This window comes from Altericroceibacterium spongiae (genome assembly GCF_003610805.1).
GTDB classification, from domain to species: Bacteria; Pseudomonadota; Alphaproteobacteria; order Sphingomonadales; family Sphingomonadaceae; genus Altericroceibacterium; species Altericroceibacterium spongiae.
Map to the genome: position 1 here is coordinate 240,235 of NZ_RAPF01000005.1, position 16,391 is coordinate 256,625.

Genomic DNA, 16,391 nt, shown 5'->3' on the forward strand with positions numbered 1-16,391 from the left:
CAAACCAACGGGAACGGTTGATGTTTTTCCCGAGCTGTGCCCGGATCAACCGCTAGAGAGTTTCGTGAGCGAAACCGCCATCTGAACTTCGGCATCACGTTGAAGCGCAGCTTCGGCAGCGCCAACACCCCCACCAAGCAGTGTACGCCTCGAGCTTCTAACTCCAAGACGGGTCTCCCTTAAGGGTGTCCGCTTTCGGGCGATTGCGATTAGTTCCCAAATGCCCGGATGGAGGGCGCAAAGCCGTCATCATTAGACGAGAGGGGAGGGAGCTTTTGCTTTTCCTGAACCGGGACATGTCCGTCTCGGCGATCAGGAGAACTCCCATGACCAAGTCCCGCCGCACTGCTTCGACTTCGCCTGCCCAGCGCATCACCGCCGCCATCATCGAAAAGCTCGAGCAAGGCACAAAGCCCTGGGTCAAGCCGTGGCGCGGTGTGCCCGTCTCGCGGCCCTTGCGCTCCTGCGGGACGCCCTATCGCGGCATGAACACCTTCTGGTTGTGGATGGTGGCCGACGGCTGTGGCTACGCCTCGCCCTACTGGATGACCTATCGCCAGTGCCAGAAGCTCGGCGGACAGGTCCGCAAGGGTGAGAAATCGACCATCGCGATCTTCTACAAGAGCTACACGAAGGAGGTCGAGACCGCCGAAGGCGAAGCCGACACCGAGAACCGGCGCGTGCTCAAGGCCTATGCTGTCTTCAATGCCGACCAGTGCGATGGCCTCCCTGCATTCTACCATCCCAAACCGCTGGTTGCCGCGCTCGAGCCCAAAGGACGCGAAGACCGGCTCGATGCCTTCTTTGCCCATATTGGCGCAGACCTGCGCCATTATGGTGCGCAGGCCTATTACGAGCCGCTGCGTGACCGTGTCACCATGCCGCCAGCCGAACTGTTCGAAGCCTATGACCACTACTATGCAACGCTCGCACACGAGCTGTCGCACTGGACGGGGCATTCCTCGCGGCTCGATCGCGATCTCAAGAATCGCTTCGGCAGCGAGGCCTATGCCGCCGAAGAACTGATCGCCGAACTTTCGTCGGCAATCCTTGGAGCCGAACTGGGTCTTCCGGTCACCCACCTCGACCATCACGCCAGCTACATCGCGTCCTGGCTCAAGATCCTCAAATCGGATGAGCGCGCGATCCTGACGGCTGCGGCAAAAGCCGAGGAAGCGGCTACCCTGCTCCTCGAACTGGGTGGTCACCAATCCCGTGCAAGCGAGCCCGATGTCGATCTCGCTGATGCAGCCTGAACGGGAGACCGTAGATGGGACGTTCCGTCGGCTATCCGACCGGCTCCGTAGTGGCCTTTCGCCTGCTTGAGGACGGTGAAGAGGAAGATGTCGACTGGGTCTACGAGTGCCTCGTTGACGAGACCATCGACACCGCCAAGGCGGCCTTTCCTTCCTTCGAGCGTTTCGATGGATGGCGCGGCCGCGAAGATCGTATCCTCCTGCGCAACGCTTTCGCCGATTGCGGCATATCGACCTATTGCGGGCTCGCCGCGATCTGGCTCGCCGAGCGCGATGACGCTCGCTACTGGGAGGCCGACTTCTACACTCCTCGAACAGCGAGGGCGCAGCACTGGCTTGCCCAGGTGTCGGGCAGGTTCGTCGACCTGTTCGGTGAGCTGCGCCTGGTCGGGCGGTTCTCGAATGGTGAAGCGATCTTCGAGCGCTCCTGATCCATCTGCGACATCGGGTCGTGATCCTGCCTCAACCCAGTCCGCCGGAAGAGGCCCTTGGGCCGGTCTGGGCGCGCCGCAACCTGCGGCCCCTCGGCCCGTGTTGCCCGCGCCAGCCTAGGGCCGCAGGTTTCCCGCTACGCGGTGCGTCACGCCCCTTTCCCCGGCCCTGATCGGGCTCCGGCGGACAGGGCCGAGGCAATGGTGCCTCCTCTCCTTGTCCCCGCGATCAGGAGACACCCCATGTACGACAGCTTCATCGACCAGTTGAGCGGCCTTGACCTCTCAGGCCTCAGCATCAGGCCGGCTCCCTTCGACGCGACCGACTTTCCCTGCGAGGAAGCGATCGACCAGACGCTTGGCGCCGTATGGTCCGACCTTTTCGCGATGTTTTCCGACACGGCCCTGGAAGCCGATGCCGAGGATATTGCCTGGGGCGTGGTCAACCTCTTCCACCGCGCCGCAAGCCGCAAGTCGGCTCAGCTCGACCGGGCAAGCGACGAGATCCGTGTCCTGCTCGCCTCGGCCGATGGCTCCGAAGTGCATTCGAGCAATCTTGAAGAGCAGGTCGAGCGCGCGCAGGCTGCCGAAGCCAGCATGCTGGCCTTTGAGCAGATGCGTGAGGCTGCGGCAGCACTCTACCGCGACGAGACCGGTTCCTCTTGGAAGCCCGTTTCGGGCTCGCGCACGAGCCATTCGCGTCACCTTACCTCGGCCGTGATCGATGCCCGCGATTTCCTCCGCGCACGCGCCGAGAACCGGCGTCATGCCCTGATCCCGGAAGGTACCCCGGTCCTCTTCGCAGGTGGGCGCCAGAGCTTCGAGAGCGCTGAGGATGCGCGCGTTTATGCCGACAATATCTGGGCGACGCTGGACAAGGTTCGCGATGTGGTTCCCGATCTCTTCCTGGTCCATGGCGGCGACGGCAAGGGTGCCGATCGCCTTGCCGCGAGTTGGGCTGAACGCCGCGAAGTCCAGCAACTAACTTATTCGCTCGATCGTCGGCTTGGTGCCCGCGCCGGGTTCAAGCGCAACGAGCAGATGCTTTCCCTCAATCCGCGTTATGTCGTCGCCTTTCCGGGCAATGGCGTGACCGAACGGCTGGTGATCGATGCCAAGACGCGCCGGATCACCGTGGTCGATCGTCGCGGCCCCTTGGGCGCCTCTCCCGGGTCCTGAGGGGGCCTTGATCATCTATATCTGCAATGCCTGGATGTGCATTCGGCGCCGACCCGACTATGGACCGGCCATGCAACTTGACGATCTGCTGCAGCGCTACTTTGCCACCACCGACCTCTCCGGGGTTGCTCCCGACACCTTTGCAGCCGGCATCGAACACTGCCGGGTCGATCTCGGGCTCGAGGAGGACCGGGGCAAGCGCTTTGCACTGTGGTCGTTCCTGCACATGTTCGGGTCTGCCCCCGATCTCGATGTGGCGTTCGAAAACGAGGAAGACCGGGAGGCAGCGCGCAACTTCATGGACCTCCTGGCGGCATCGGAGGGCGATGGGGTAAGCTGATTGCATTGGGGTATTGGCACCTTCAGACTCGCACCCGATACCCATCCGGCTTTCTTCGCGAACAGTCCTGAATCAGGTCAGCTGAGGACAGCAACCCGTTCCTTTCCGGCCGTGTGGTCGCGCTTCGCGCGCCTGCCCGCACCACCCGTCATGAACAGGTTTCCCTTCGGCCTTTCAGGCCTGCGGTGCAGTCCTCCCATGCCCTGCTTCTTCTGGATGTTCGCAAGCCGGAGATGGTCTCCGGTTTGAGGAACTGAAGGAACTTACATCATGACCAATATCGCAATCCTCACCGGCCGCATCGCCCGCGATCCCGATACCCGCGAGACCAAGGGCGGCACCAATGTCACCGGGATCACCGTCGTCACCGATCGCCCCGCACGCGACAAGGATGGCAAAACCTACAAGGACGAGAACGGCTACACCGCTAAGGAAAGCGAGTTCCACCGGGTGACCTGCTTCAACGGCCTCGCCAAGACCGTCGGCCAATACTGTTCCAAAGGCCAGCTGGTCAGCGTCCAGGGCCGCATCCACTACACCCAGTGGGAGGACAAGGACGGGGTCACGCGCTACGGCACCGAGATCCTCGCCGACAAGGTCGATTTCCTCTCCCGCGGCAGTGGTTCGGGCGACGACAACGACAACACCGACGCTCCCGATATCGACTGACATCGATGCCGGTCGTCCCTTTTACGAAGAGGCTCTGCCGCAAGCGGCAGGGCCTCTTCTTCTGTGGCTACTGGGTTTGCGGCGCTGCATTCGAAGCACGGGTTGCACCGCGCCCAGTCAGCTTCTCGATCGCGGCATTCTCACCGAGTTTCCCGAGTTCTTCGGCAACCTTCCTCAGGCCCTTCTTCGAGAAGCTTTCGAGGCCGCTTCCCAGGATGATTTCACCGAGTTCTCTGGCCGCTTGCACTTCAAGTTCGCGTTGCTTGGCGTCGAGCGCCTCGCGGTCTGCTTCGAGCTTTTGCAGGGCTGCAATCGCGCTCCTGTTTCGGGGCATGTTACTTGTCCTTTTGTCCCCCTCGGATCTGCTCCCCGGTTGTTTCCATGCCCGCGTCATCGGGGTGTAGGAAAGGCAATTCGCACCCAGCAGGCGTTCGATATTGGGACGGAGGCGGTGGGTTCTTGCTCACGGTTCTCCCAGCATGATGGCCTTGCGCCTCCCGCCTCAAGGACGGCGGGGCCCCACCATTTTGCCCGCCACCGGATTGCATCCGGCAGCGAACAAAATCGTTACCCCCACCGCCGCTATCGCGGTCGCCCACTCGGGCGATCCCTGACCCGGGATACACAAGACCATCGCGCGCACCTCCTGTCGTCTCACGACAGAAATCAGGAGGATTATCATGGCTTATTCAATGCATTGCGCCTTTCCGTCGCGGAGCTATTTCGAGGCTCTGGAAGCAGCCGAGAAGAGAGCGCTGCACAGCTTCTTCGATCAGCACGTTATCGAGGATGACGAACTCGGGTACTTTGCCCTCGACGAGGGTGACTACAACATCTTGCCAGCACATCTCGCAGCGCGGGTGGTCCACACGGTCCACGGCGGCATGCTCGACGAGTTTTGAGACTACCGACAGGGCGGGAACCGGGAACGGTTCCTGCCTTTTTTCTTGTTCGCCGGGTAGTCCAACCAAGCACAAAAACCCGGTTCGGTCGGTTGCTCTGACGGTCGCCCACCGCAATGCGGCGGCGCCCGATAAATGGAGCGGGGCTGTGGACGCACTCTGTCCCGCGCATCTAAAGATGCGCTCCTGAGGGTGCGGCGTGATTTGTACTTTGGCCCCGCGCACACTTGCGAACCGGCACCGGGTCGGGCGGCGGGAAGTTAGGCACGCGACATGCCCCGCTTACCTTGCTTCCCACGCGCCCTTGGCCGCTGCCTCTTTCGCAGGTGCTGTCTTTGGCTGTAGGCGTTGAAATGCTCTCGATCTGCATGCGATCAGGTGCCAGGCCTAGTTGCTCGCGCTCCAACATGGAGATCGGGAAAGGTCGTCCTTGATCAATCCCCCTCATTGCCTGGACCACCTCGCGCTCTTGGGAACAAAGGAGCACACCCTACCCCGCGATTTCGGGATTTATCTTTCTGGTATTGCTGAAGAATGTGGTTTTGGGCGAAATCAACCCGTCTGCGAGTAGAGCGGCTTTGCGCTGATCCGCTGACAACTCACATCCATCTATCACTCTGAAATGTCGTCAGAATCTTTAGATTGACTGCGAGTTGTTCACGATTTATTCTCATCGGCACCTTCCGCAAGGTGAGCCAGGTTCCGTCGGCCCGACAAGGAACCTGTTTCATGACCCGACAAGATCGGCTTCAGACATTCGTGTCTCTCTCCGTTGGTAACTGGGTTCGCCAGTGTGCCGCGGACCATGGCGTCAGTGTCAGCGTCTTTATTCGTGACCTAATCGTCGCAGCGTGGCAGCGCGATAACGAGGCGAAGGACAGGCCCGCAGGGCTCGATCCCGCGCGACAGGCAATCTTCATTTCGGTGGCGCTCGATGCGCTTCTGGCCAGCCATTCTGACGCGAGTTTGCGCGACCGTACTCACGAGGCGTACCGGCGACGCCTCGAGCGTCTTGGCCTCCCCGTCAACGCAAACATGGGAGGCCAATCCCATGAAGCATAATCTCCTGAACTTCACCCGCGGGAGCCAGTTGCTCGGCCACTTTGGTTTCATGTTTGCAGCCGGCCTGAAGGGCCCCTTGATTGTCACCGGCCTGGTAGCGGTCGGCACCTGCTATTGGGAAGTGCGGTCGGCTCTGAGTGATCACCAGATCTACCTGGTCTGGATGCATATCTACGCCAGTCTCTATGCCTTCATGGAGTTCGATCCGGCCAAGCTGGTCAACCTTGAACTGCTTGACGGCGAAAGGGTCGGCCTCCCGTTCGGCATCGTTCGCGAGTTCCCGCCGATGCGCGAGGCGGTCGAGGCGTTTCGTACGGCAGTGAAGCAGGGATTGCTGGTCTCAGCGGTACTGTTGATCCCGGCCTTCGTGTTCTTCTGGTGGTTCGCCGAGCGCTTTGGCGGGCGGTCGAAAGAGCGCAAGCACGAGCGCGGCGCAATGCTTGTTTCGCTCGACGAACTCGAAGAAGAAATCGAGCGTCACAACAAGGCATTCCGGGCCGAAGAACTGGGACGCAAGTTCGGCTGGAAGTGGCGGCTTGCGAGCTCGTCGGCGCTTGCCGAAGCGGGCCATTACCAACCCGCACATCTCGCCGGCGTAAGCTGGCCGTGGCGGCTCGAGCAGAGCCACGCCATGCTCATAGGCACAACCGGAACCGGCAAGACCGTGGCGCTCACCGAACTTGTGGCCGAAGCACGTGAACGCGGCCAGCGCGCGGTCATTTTCGACCTTACAGGGGCCTTTATCGAAGCCTTCTACGATCCCGCGCGCGACATCATTCTCAATCCTGTCGATGTGCGGTGCCCGTTGTGGAGCGTGTTCAACGACTGTACTACGGAAGCTGAGTTTCATGCCGCAGCTGAAGCGCTCGTGCCCCATGACGGGGGTGGTTCAGAACAGTTCTGGGTGCTCGCAGCGCGCATGCTGTTCGTCGAGATGTGTCTCCATCTTGCCCGTACCGGCACTGCAACCAACGAGGCCTTGGCACGGCGGCTGATGACCGCTGACCTGTCCGAAGTGCATAAGCTGATGCGCGGTACCATGGCCGATCCTCTGACCGCTCCGGAAGCGGCTCGCATGGCGGAATCGATCCGCGCTGTGTTCAATGCGAATGCGAAAGTGCTCAAGCTTTTGCCCTCATCCGGACCGCGCTTTTCGGTCCGCGACTGGGTCAAAGGCGACTGCCAGGCGGGCTCGATCCTGTTCCTCTCTGCCCGCTATGTCGACATGAGCATCTCCTCTCAGTTACTCACGCTTTGGCTCGACACGGCGATGAATACGCTGATGACGCTCGAGCGCACACAGGACCTGCGGATGTGGTTTCTGATCGACGAACTCGGCGCCCTTCACCGACTACCGGCCCTCGAAAAGGGGCTGCAAACCGCGCGCAACTTCGGCGGAGCGATCGTCACCGGCGTGCATGCGTTTGCCAAGCTCAAGGAAGTTTACGGCGAGAACATGGCCATGACTCTGTCCTCGCTTGCGCGCACCAAGCTCATCCTGGCGACAGCCGATCGCGAAACGGCGACCTGGTGCTCCGATTTCATCGGCCACCGGCAGGTGCGCGACATGGAAGAAGGCTACAGCTACGGGTACAACAATGCGCGCGACGCAGTCAGCCTGACGCCCAGGCGGCAGATCGAGCCGTTGCTTCTGCCCGACCAGTTCATGAACCTTCCGCGGTTGTCGGCCTACATCAAGTTTCCCGACGGATTCCCCGCTGCGCCGGTATCGCTCATTCCGCGCACGCGTGGCCGTATTGCCGAGGGATTCATCGCCCGCGAGAAACCGCTCCTAAAGCCTGGCCAGGGTCCTACAGCAACTACGCTCCAAGCAAAACCGGGTTCGAAACCGAATGACGAGCATCCCGCCTCGAATGACGACGGTGCTGGTAAGCCTGTCGATTCGAAGCAGCTCAAACTTGACTTGGAGGGGCAGCGCCGTGTCGCCGATGAACCGCAGGATCGGCAGGAGCCTGTGCCGCTTGAAAAGCTGAATGCAGGGCGCGCTGCTGGTGATCTCGGTGCCGAAACCCGGTCCGATACGCATCTGGATGCAGGTCTAACACTACCCCTCACCGCAGTGCAAACCGGTGAGGATGCACCAGCAATGGGCGCGGAACAGCATCCCTCCGAACCAGGAACCGCCGGCGATGACGCAGCTGGAAAGGGCGGTTCGACGCCCCAAGCTCGCGCGGTGACCAGTGGGCACCAATCTCTCACGCCGGTCGAGAAAGACCTGCGTGAAGGTGCGGTCGCAGATCCTCCGGAAAAGGATTTCGGCGAGTTCGAGCCCGACATGTGAAAGGCAAATGGGGAGGGATTACTCGGCCGCGAGGGGAGCCCGACGAGGATTAGACTGGATGCTTTCCGTCGCCAATGTGCGCTCCCCTTCAGCTGCTGCGAGCTATTTCGCGGCAGACAATTACTACACCGGCGCCGATGCCGATCGTTCCGGAACATGGGTCGGGAAGGGAGCGGAACGATTTGGCCTTGAGGGCCGCGTCAATGCCGAGCAGTTCGATGCCTTGCTGCGGGGAGAACTTCCCGGTGGCATCCAGGTTGGCAACGCGGGCCAGGCCCACAGGCCGGGAACCGACCTCACATTCTCACTCCCGAAAAGCTGGTCGCTGCTCGCGCTGGTGGGCGGCGACCAGCGGATTATCGATGCCTATCGCGAAGCCGTCATCGAGACCTTGCGCTGGGCAGAAAAGAACGCGGCGCAGACCCGGATGGGCAGTCAGGCTGGTTACGGGAAGGTCGCGACAGATAACCTCACGATTGGTCTCTTCCAGCACGACACCAACCGCAACCAGGAGCCGAACCTGCATTTTCATGCGGTCGTGGCAAATGTCACGCAAGGCAGCGACGGGAAGTGGCGCGCGCTTCGCAATGACAAGCTTTGGTCGTTCAACACCCTGCTCAACTCGATGACCATGGCGCGCTTTCGTCTGGCGGCCGAGAAAATGGGCTACGAGGCGGGGCCGGTTGGAAAGCATGGCAATTTCGAAGCAGCGGGCATTGCCCGTGAGCAGGTGATGGCCTTTTCAACGCGGCGCGAAGAAGTCCTCGACGCGGTACGCCAGCTGGGTGAGAACACTTCGAAAACCCGCGACATTGCTGTGCTCGATACGAGGAAAAGCAAGGCGCCCGTAAGGGACAGGGACAGCCTTCTCGATGCATGGCAGCAGAAAGCCCAGGAAGTCGGAATGGACCTTGCCAGTTTGATCGATGCGTCGCAGATGCGCGCTGCAACAAAGGACATTCCCAGCTCGAAAGAAGGGAACCTCCTTCAGCGTGGAATTGCGAAGCTGAGAGAGTTTGCCCAGCGGATCAAGGGCGATCCGGCGGATCCACTGATCCCTGCCCATGTCCTCAAGCAAGATGCACCGACCATCGCGGCCGCGCAGGCCGTTGCTTCCGCGGTGCGCCATCTCTCGCAGCGCGAGGCAGCCTTTCCCCGTGAGGGATTGCTGAAGGCGGCGCTCGATTTTGGGCTGCCGACGACGGTAGACCACATCGAAACCCGTGTGAACGCATTGATCAGAAGCGGCGCACTCGAGCCCGGCAAAGGCGAGCACAAAGGCTGGCTGGCGAGCCGGGAGGCGCTTGACCTTGAAAGCACCATTCTCGCGAATGTCGACCAAGGACGAGCTGCGGTGTCGCCCATCCTGGATCGATCGGACGCCGCAGAACGGGTTCAGGCTGTTGCCGCGCTCAACCACGGAATTTCGCTCAACGAAGGGCAGGAGGATGCGGCGAGCCTTGTGCTCTCATCGCGTGACAGGATCGTAGCGATCCAGGGCATTGCCGGGGCGGGCAAAAGCAGCGTGATGAAGCCGGTTGCCCAGCTGCTCCGCGAGGAAGGCAAGCAAGTGCTGGGGCTCGCGGTGCAGAATACGCTCGTCCAGATGCTCGAGCGCGACACCGGCATCCGTTCGATGACCATCGCCCGCTTTCTCGCCCAATGGGGCAGGCTTCTGCACGAGCCGGGAAATGCCACGCTGCTGAGTGAGGCTCGGAGCGCGCTTGGAGACCATGTCCTGGTGCTCGACGAGGCCTCGATGGTGTCGAATGAGGACAAAGCCAAGTTGGTACGGCTGGCTAACCTTGCCGAAGTCCAGCGCCTGGTTCTCGTCGGCGACAAGCGACAGCTAGGCGCCGTCGATGCCGGTAAGCCCTTCGACCTCGTCCAGCAGGCCGGGATCGCGCGCGCCAAGATGGATGTGAATTTGCGCGGCCGCGATCCCGTCCTGCGGCGAGCCCAGGCCGCCGCGCAGGAGGGACGCATCGACGATGCGCTCCGGGCTCTTGCTCCTTCAACCATCGAGGCTCGTGGGGACAGCGCGATTGTTGCCGCCGAAAAGTGGCTTTCGCTCAGCCCGGCGGATCGGTATCGGACGTCGATCTACGCGTCGGGACGGGCCCTACGGTCTGCGGTTAACGAGGCTGTCCAGCGCGGACTCAAGGCCAACGGCGAGCTCGGCCCACGATCGGGCCGGCTGACCGTTCATTCTCGGGTGAATGTGACGCCTGAGGAGCTGCGCTATCTTCGCACTTACCAACCGGGCATGGTCCTCAACTTTCGCTCGCGCGACAGCACCCAGAAGCTCTCCATGGGTGACTACACCGTCAAGACCATCGACCATGCGCGCAAGCAGCTCGTCCTTGAGGACAGGAAAGGGCGGCTTCGCAAGTTCAATCCCGCGCGCTTGCGGCCGGGCGCAGACGATAGCCGGCTGTCGCTCTTCGAACGCAAATCGCTGTCCATCATCGAGGGTGACAAGATCCGTTGGACCGCCAATGACCACAAGCGCGGGCTGTTCAACGCCGACCAGGCGAGGATCGTGGCCATCGACACAAAGGGCGTCTTGGTGGAGACATCTGCGGGCAAGGAGCTCCGCCTGAGCCGCGGCGACCCCATGCTCAAACGCATGGACCTCGCCTATGCCCTCAATGCGCATATGGCGCAGGGACTGACCTCCGATCGCGGGATCGCGGTAATGGACAGTCGCGAACGCAATCTCGCCAATCGGCAGACTTTCCTGGTTACGGTCACCCGGCTTCGCGACGGCCTTACGCTGATTGCAGACAATGCCGAGAAACTCGGCCGGGCCATCAAGTCCAACAGCGGCGAGAAAGCATCGGCCCTCGAAGTAACGCAAAGGCTCAAGATGGCAGCTGCCAAAGGCCTTTCACAAGACAGGGATGTCGCCAGCGCTTCGCCTGCAAGTGACAAGCCCGATCTCACCAAGGAAAGGGTAAAGCCTTTCGAAATCGGCATTTGATCACCGACAGCCTGGACGATTTCCGCGTTACCAGGCACGATGCCTGTTCGAGAGAAGTGCGGAGCGTTGCCGGTGAAGGGTGTATTCGAGATCAGCGGCAATTCGCGCTACGACGACCTCATTACCGAGCGGTATCATTTCCCCTCGCAATATCTTCCTCTAGCCCGCCAGCTTGAAAACGACTGGATCCTTTACCGCGAAACCCGCGTATCCGGCGGTCGGATGGCCTACATCGCGACGGCTTTCGTTGAGCGGATCGATCCCGATGAGGCCGATCCAACCCATTACTATGCGCGCGTCAGGGACTATCTACCCTTCGATGATGCGGTCTCATACCGCGACAAGGACGGACGCTTCGCCGAGCGCTTCCTTCGCGACATGGCCCGTCCTGGCGATGCCGGGAGGACGCTGCGCGGCAAATCGGTGCGCACGCTCGATGGCGATGATTTCGTCGCCATCGTCAATCAGGGCCTGAGTGAGACGCTCGACCCGGACAACCGGATCCGGCTCGAGCTCGACGAGCGGTACATCGACGATGCGACCGCCGCGCTGCTGGCCGATGATTTTGGCGAACGCCGGATCGAGCAGATCCTGGTGAACAAGAAGATCCGGGCCGCCAGTTTCCGCAATCAGGTTCTCGATGCCTATGACAGCACGTGCGCCGTCACGGGATTGCGGATCATCAATGGTGGCGGGAAAGCCGAGGCACAGGCGGCCCATATGTGGTCCGTCGCCGATGGCGGACCCGACGTCGTACCCAACGGCGTGGCACTTTCAGCTACGGCCCATTGGCTGTTCGACCGGCATCTCATCACGTTCGACGACAACTTGTGCCTGCTCGTATCGCACAACAAGGTGCCGTCCGACCTGTTGAAGCTCTTCCCGCCTTCAGGACAAAAGATCAGGCTTCCGTGCGATCCGCGGGATCACCCCCGTCCGGACTTTGTGGCTAAGCATCGCGCACGTTTTGCGGGGTTCTGATCCGGTAGAGTCAGACCGCACGTCCGAACCAGATGACACGGCCGACCACCTGAATCTCGGACCGGTCGACATCGTCCCAGCTGGGATAGGCCGAATTATCGCTGCTGATGGTGATCTTGCGGCCACCGGGCTTGAGCGTCACGCGCTTGACCACCAGCGCATCGTCGGCGCGGAGGACGTAGATACCGTCGCGTAGCCGCGAGCCTTGATCCGATGCATCGACCAGCACCTCGTCGCCATCGCTGAGTGTCGGCTCCATGGAATCGCCCAGGACGTGGATGATCGAAAGGCTGGCGCTCTTTGCCCGGGTCAACCGGCCAAGCCAGCGTTCGTCGAAACCAAAGCGGGTATGGGCGGTCTCGCTTTCGGCAATCGCTCCGAAGCCTGCCGACGCATCGACATTGAGCACGGGTATTTCAATCAACCCGTCACGCATGGGTGCGGGCGGTCCGCCAAGCACTTGCTCGTCGACCCCGAAGAAGCTGGCAAGCGTGCGACGGTCATCGTCATCCAGTTTGCGCGGCGAGCCGCGCTTGATGAACTGCTGAATGTAGGACGAGTTTCGTCCGATCATCCGCGAGATCGAGGAATATCCGAGCCGTCGCTGCTGGATCAGACGATCGAGCTCCTCTCTGACGTGTTCCATCGTGTCGTTCCTTCTGACGGTCTCAGGAGAGAAGGAAATCTCCTAGACTCGATGGAACCTTCCTACTAAGAACAAAACAGGAACACAAGCCCCGAGTGAGTCGAGGAAGGCCATGAAATTGCTTGATCGCATTGAGCGACATCTCAAGGAGTCGCACATGTCGGCGACACGGTTCGGTCGTCGGGCCGTTGGCGATCCGCGCTTCGTGCTTGATCTAAGGTGTGGCCGCAGGCCGCGCCGACGAACCGTAGAGAAGGTGGAGCGCTACTTGGCTGATCAGCCAAATCGCTGAGGCAGCGCTTGGCGCCCACACCCTCTCATAATCTCGGCTAGCGGATGTCTTTGTCGATGAAGCCAAGCGTTGCCGCGTTCTCCATCAACGTCCGAACTTTGGATCGATCGAGACCGCTCGCTACTTCCGCATCGATCTCCAGCTTCAACGAGACCTCACTACCAGGAATGGTCGTAAGCTGTTCGACGATGGCTTCGACGATCTGATGGATGTCGCGTGCCGGACGATCCGGAGAGATCATGACCGTTCCATTGAACCGCGTCGGCAGCTTTTCTTTCTCATCCGGGTCGGTCTTGGTGGTCTGCTCTTCGTCCTGCGTTGTCGGGCCAGATTCACCTCCGGGAGTGCCTTCTTCCGAATGCGTCTCTCCGGGTTTGGCTGGCGTGGGCCGATGAGCTTCCGCGACGTCCGGTTTGATAAGGACGCTGTCGCGATCAACAACGATGTGTGGGCTTGACGCCTTATCGATCAGGAGCCCAAGATAGCTCTCGGTGCTTTCGTCCCACTTTTCAGCATAGGCGAATGGCCCCGGGAGCATCCCTGAGACTGCCGCCTGCACGGCTTTGACGAGCACCGTTTGGTCTTTGAGCCTTGGGAGGTAGGTGTACCGGTTCAGATACTCCCAGAGATCCCGCAAAAGCAGGTGCGGTTTGCCGTTCCAGATATAGCGTTGCAAATCGCGGTCGAGCCTCGTGGGACCCAATTCCGGCAAGAGTCCCTCATCGCTCGCGAGCTTCTTGCTGGCCCTGGACAAGAGTCCATCCTGCGCCGGAATTTTGCTCGAAGACCACTCGACGTCCGACTGCGCATCTTCCTGGTGCGGGTAGATGAGGTAGCACCAGCATTCGCGAAGCCGGGTCTTCATCGTGTCCTTGGCTTCGGCAAGCTTCGCTTCCGCCAGGGCAATGTCGCTCTTTTTCAGGTCGAGGCGCTTGTCGTCCTTGACGATCGACTCCCAGGCGAGAGCCGACCGAACAGCGTCCTTCAGCCCGTCGAGTTGCCGCGCTTCCGCACTCAGAAACACCAAGGTGTTACGATAGACACGCGGCGTCGAACCGCGCTGCATCAAGATGTCCTTGGCTTCGACTTGTGCATCGGACGCTTCGCGCCCGTTGTGGGCATGAGACACACCAAGGACGACTGCCCGAACGCCACCCGCTTCGTCGGGTACTTCGGCCGATGACGCCGGTGCAACCTGGACGGCATCGAAGTGCCCTCGGTCCGCGATACCATTGACGTACTTCGTGAGTTCCTGGTCGATTGTGACCAAGATCAGCGCATCTTCCAGCTGGCCGGCGCGATCGGCTGCGAGCCGGTTGAGGCTCGCGGACATCGAATACCAATAGCGACCGAGATCGCTGTGCATGAACTTGGCCTGGTTCGTCAGTCGTCGAAGGGCATCACCAAAGATTGCTGGCCGCTCGCCCGGCTGTACGACGCCAAGGTTGATCTGCTTGTCGTCGAGGCCGCGGTTTTCTTCCTGATAGGTAGGTGCCGAGCCCATGAAGACAGCTCGCGCCACGCGCCTGGTTGCCGAGTACCGGTTGAGGTTCGGTGCCGATTGGTCGATCTTATAAGGCGTCGAGCTGGCACCGTCGACGTCTCCAGCAATGATCGACTGCCAGTTGACGTCGAGGTAGTGCAGAAGCTCCGGTTCGACCCGCGACGAACTGATAGCGACGCTTCCGGGCATGATCATGACCGACGGGTCGTTGCTCATCCAAAGCTCATGGATGACTTGCGCCGTGAGCCGCAGCACGCCGCGCGTGCGCTGGAATTTTTCGAGCGAACCCCAGCTGGTATACAACAAGTCGAAAAGCTCGGGGTGGATTGGATAAGCCTTCTCAAGCTTGCGGCGATAGTCCTCGTCCGAACACCCTTGAGGGAAGTCGTTGGAATTCTCGCGATAGAGCTTCGCGAATTGCTTGAGTGTATTGTCCTTGTGGTGATGACGGTCGCCGGGAATCTCTTTGAAGAGCCGGCGGCGCACGATCTCGTAGCTCTCTTCCTGCGACGCGGGTCGCCAAGAGGATTCCACGCGCGAAAACGTCTGCTTGAGGCGCGCCAGCGCTTCTTGTCCGCCTTCGCCGCCGACCTCGATCTGGGACGCGGGAAGCGAAGCCACGAGCAGCGTGCCGGGGCTCGCCTTGACAGCTTCGGTCAGCGATTGGACGAACGACAGGTTCGCATCGAATGAGCCGGAAGGAAGACCCTCGACCTTGTAGATCTGGCGGAGGTAGGCGACCCATTCATCGATCAGGATCAGGCACGGTGCGCACTTATTGAAGATGGCCTCAAGCAAGTTCGAACCAGGAGCGATCCCGTTCGCATCGTTGGCGGCCACCATGTCGAATGCATCGGCGCCGCCCAGTTGCCAGGCAAGCTCACCCCAGGTCGTCCGGATCTCACGACCGCCTTCGACCTTCAAGACATCCTGTGGTCCGCGCGAGGTTCCAACGAGTACGGCTCGATTGACCTTCGCTGGAACGGTGAGATCGCTCTTCGACAGGAGCTGATCCAGACCAGGAAGGTCTTGGGCCGGAGTTGCACCGACCATGTGGTAGAGCGCTAGCATCGAATGCGTTTTGCCGCCGCCGAAGTTCGTTTGCAGTTCGACGACTGGATCTCCGCCGTTCTGCGACAGTCGCTTCGCTGCGTTGACGAGTAGAGTACTCAAACCATCCGTAAGATAGGTGCGGCTGAAGAATTCCTTGGGATTGCTGTATTCTGAGGGAGCACTCCCCGCGTGAACCTTGCCGAGATCGGCAGCAAACTCGGCCTGTTGGAATTCGCCGGTGGCTACATCTTGATGAGGTTCGACGACTTCACGCCAAGGAAGTAGGCCAGCCACGGTCTCGACAGAGATATTGAGACGCTGTGTTTTGCGCCGCTCCTCATTGCGTTGCAGCTCAGCATATTTGGTGCGCAGGATTGTCTCACGCATCTTGGAGATTTCTGCCGCAGTCTCACCTGCACTGATAGCTTCCATGAGACGCCGCATTGAGTCGAGTGCGCGTTCAGCATCGTCGTAAGTGAAGGTCTCGTTGTGCGAAAGCTTGTTCCGCACGTCGAGCAGCTCCGAAACATAAGATCGCTCAGGATGGCCGAGGACGGTGGCAAAAGCCTCCTTCCACATGAACATCATGGTCTTCAAAAGGGAAGCCTGATCCCATGCCACATCGCCTTTGGAATTTGGCTTCAGGCCATTCACTCGATCGACGACCTCGAGTTGCCAGTGCCCTTTGAGCGAACTCTCAAGCCGCTTTTCGACAAAGGGGATGAGGGCCTCTGGAAGCAGCTCCATGCCTTCGAACACATACTGACGGGTGCTTTTTGCCATGTCCGCTT

At 60.7% G+C, this 16,391-nt stretch carries 13 protein-coding genes; 10 read left to right on the top strand and 3 right to left on the bottom strand.

The window, feature by feature from the left end; all coding sequences use genetic code 11:
* Nucleotides 1-326: 326 nt before the first annotated feature.
* From D6851_RS11345 to D6851_RS11365, 5 genes are all read left to right on the top strand, one after another.
* Entirely contained in the window at nt 327-1,256 is a 930-nt protein-coding gene (locus tag D6851_RS11345) for an ArdC family protein (protein WP_120325001.1), read from the top strand.
* 14 nt (nt 1,257-1,270) lie between these two features.
* Complete coding sequence (locus D6851_RS11350; protein WP_120325002.1) at nt 1,271-1,687, top strand: hypothetical protein; 417 nt, start codon at nt 1,271-1,273, stop codon at nt 1,685-1,687.
* 243 nt (nt 1,688-1,930) lie between these two features.
* Complete coding sequence (locus D6851_RS11355; RefSeq protein ID WP_120325003.1) at nt 1,931-2,866, top strand: DUF2493 domain-containing protein; 936 nt, start codon at nt 1,931-1,933, stop codon at nt 2,864-2,866.
* 70 nt (nt 2,867-2,936) lie between these two features.
* Complete coding sequence (locus D6851_RS11360) at nt 2,937-3,206, top strand: hypothetical protein (protein WP_120325107.1); 270 nt, start codon at nt 2,937-2,939, stop codon at nt 3,204-3,206.
* Nucleotides 3,207-3,476: 270 nt separating this feature from the next.
* Nucleotides 3,477-3,875, top strand: coding sequence for a single-stranded DNA-binding protein (locus D6851_RS11365; RefSeq protein WP_063511266.1), 399 nt, complete (start codon nt 3,477-3,479; stop codon nt 3,873-3,875).
* A gap of 67 nt (nt 3,876-3,942) precedes the next feature.
* On the opposite strand, the gene D6851_RS11370 is transcribed toward D6851_RS11365, so the two are convergent.
* Nucleotides 3,943-4,209, bottom strand: a complete 267-nt coding sequence (locus D6851_RS11370) for a DUF6437 family protein (protein WP_063511267.1) — start codon at nt 4,207-4,209, stop codon at nt 3,943-3,945.
* A 346-nt stretch (nt 4,210-4,555) separates the two neighbouring features.
* On the opposite strand from D6851_RS11370, the gene D6851_RS11380 reads away from it, so the two are divergent.
* The 5 genes from D6851_RS11380 to D6851_RS11400 all read left to right on the top strand — a co-directional run bounded on the left by D6851_RS11380 (nt 4,556) and on the right by D6851_RS11400 (nt 12,105).
* On the top strand, nt 4,556-4,777 hold the full coding sequence (locus tag D6851_RS11380; RefSeq protein ID WP_120325005.1) for a hypothetical protein: 222 nt from the start codon (nt 4,556-4,558) through the stop codon (nt 4,775-4,777).
* A 729-nt stretch (nt 4,778-5,506) separates the two neighbouring features.
* Nucleotides 5,507-5,839 (top strand): hypothetical protein, encoded by a 333-nt coding sequence (locus tag D6851_RS11385; protein ID WP_089217209.1) that lies wholly within the window; start codon nt 5,507-5,509, stop codon nt 5,837-5,839.
* The gene (locus D6851_RS11390) at nt 5,829-8,141 is read left to right on the top strand and encodes a type IV secretion system DNA-binding domain-containing protein (protein ID WP_120325006.1); all 2,313 of its coding nucleotides are present in this window, start codon (nt 5,829-5,831) and stop codon (nt 8,139-8,141) included. Before D6851_RS11385 ends, D6851_RS11390 begins: the two co-directional genes overlap by 11 nt.
* 58 nt (nt 8,142-8,199) lie before the next feature.
* The gene (gene mobF, locus D6851_RS11395) at nt 8,200-11,124 is read left to right on the top strand and encodes a MobF family relaxase (protein ID WP_120325007.1); all 2,925 of its coding nucleotides are present in this window, start codon (nt 8,200-8,202) and stop codon (nt 11,122-11,124) included.
* Nucleotides 11,125-11,196: 72 nt separating this feature from the next.
* Complete coding sequence (locus tag D6851_RS11400) at nt 11,197-12,105, top strand: HNH endonuclease (RefSeq protein WP_120325008.1); 909 nt, start codon at nt 11,197-11,199, stop codon at nt 12,103-12,105.
* Between the two features lie 10 nt (nt 12,106-12,115).
* Here the strand turns inward: D6851_RS11400 and D6851_RS11405 are convergent, their stop codons facing one another.
* Nucleotides 12,116-12,751: a S24 family peptidase gene (locus D6851_RS11405; RefSeq protein ID WP_063512036.1), complete on the bottom strand. Its 636-nt coding sequence runs from the start codon at nt 12,749-12,751 to the stop codon at nt 12,116-12,118.
* A gap of 329 nt (nt 12,752-13,080) precedes the next feature.
* Entirely contained in the window at nt 13,081-16,383 is a 3,303-nt protein-coding gene (locus D6851_RS11415; protein ID WP_120325010.1) for a DUF499 domain-containing protein, read from the bottom strand.
* Nucleotides 16,384-16,391 lie beyond the last annotated feature (8 nt).

Coding starts and splice junctions, on each gene's coding strand:
- D6851_RS11350 (WP_120325002.1), top strand. CDS start 1,271: ATGGGACGTTCCGTCGGCTATCCGACCGGCTCCGTAGTGGCCTTTCGC.
- D6851_RS11385 (WP_089217209.1), top strand. CDS start 5,507: ATGACCCGACAAGATCGGCTTCAGACATTCGTGTCTCTCTCCGTTGGT.
- D6851_RS11370 (WP_063511267.1), bottom strand. CDS start 4,209: ATGCCCCGAAACAGGAGCGCGATTGCAGCCCTGCAAAAGCTCGAAGCA.
- D6851_RS11365 (WP_063511266.1), top strand. CDS start 3,477: ATGACCAATATCGCAATCCTCACCGGCCGCATCGCCCGCGATCCCGAT.
- D6851_RS11355 (WP_120325003.1), top strand. CDS start 1,931: ATGTACGACAGCTTCATCGACCAGTTGAGCGGCCTTGACCTCTCAGGC.
- D6851_RS11415 (WP_120325010.1), bottom strand. CDS start 16,383: ATGGCAAAAAGCACCCGTCAGTATGTGTTCGAAGGCATGGAGCTGCTT.
- D6851_RS11360 (WP_120325107.1), top strand. CDS start 2,937: ATGCAACTTGACGATCTGCTGCAGCGCTACTTTGCCACCACCGACCTC.
- D6851_RS11390 (WP_120325006.1), top strand. CDS start 5,829: ATGAAGCATAATCTCCTGAACTTCACCCGCGGGAGCCAGTTGCTCGGC.
- mobF (WP_120325007.1), top strand. CDS start 8,200: ATGCTTTCCGTCGCCAATGTGCGCTCCCCTTCAGCTGCTGCGAGCTAT.
- D6851_RS11405 (WP_063512036.1), bottom strand. CDS start 12,751: ATGGAACACGTCAGAGAGGAGCTCGATCGTCTGATCCAGCAGCGACGG.
- D6851_RS11345 (WP_120325001.1), top strand. CDS start 327: ATGACCAAGTCCCGCCGCACTGCTTCGACTTCGCCTGCCCAGCGCATC.
- D6851_RS11380 (WP_120325005.1), top strand. CDS start 4,556: ATGGCTTATTCAATGCATTGCGCCTTTCCGTCGCGGAGCTATTTCGAG.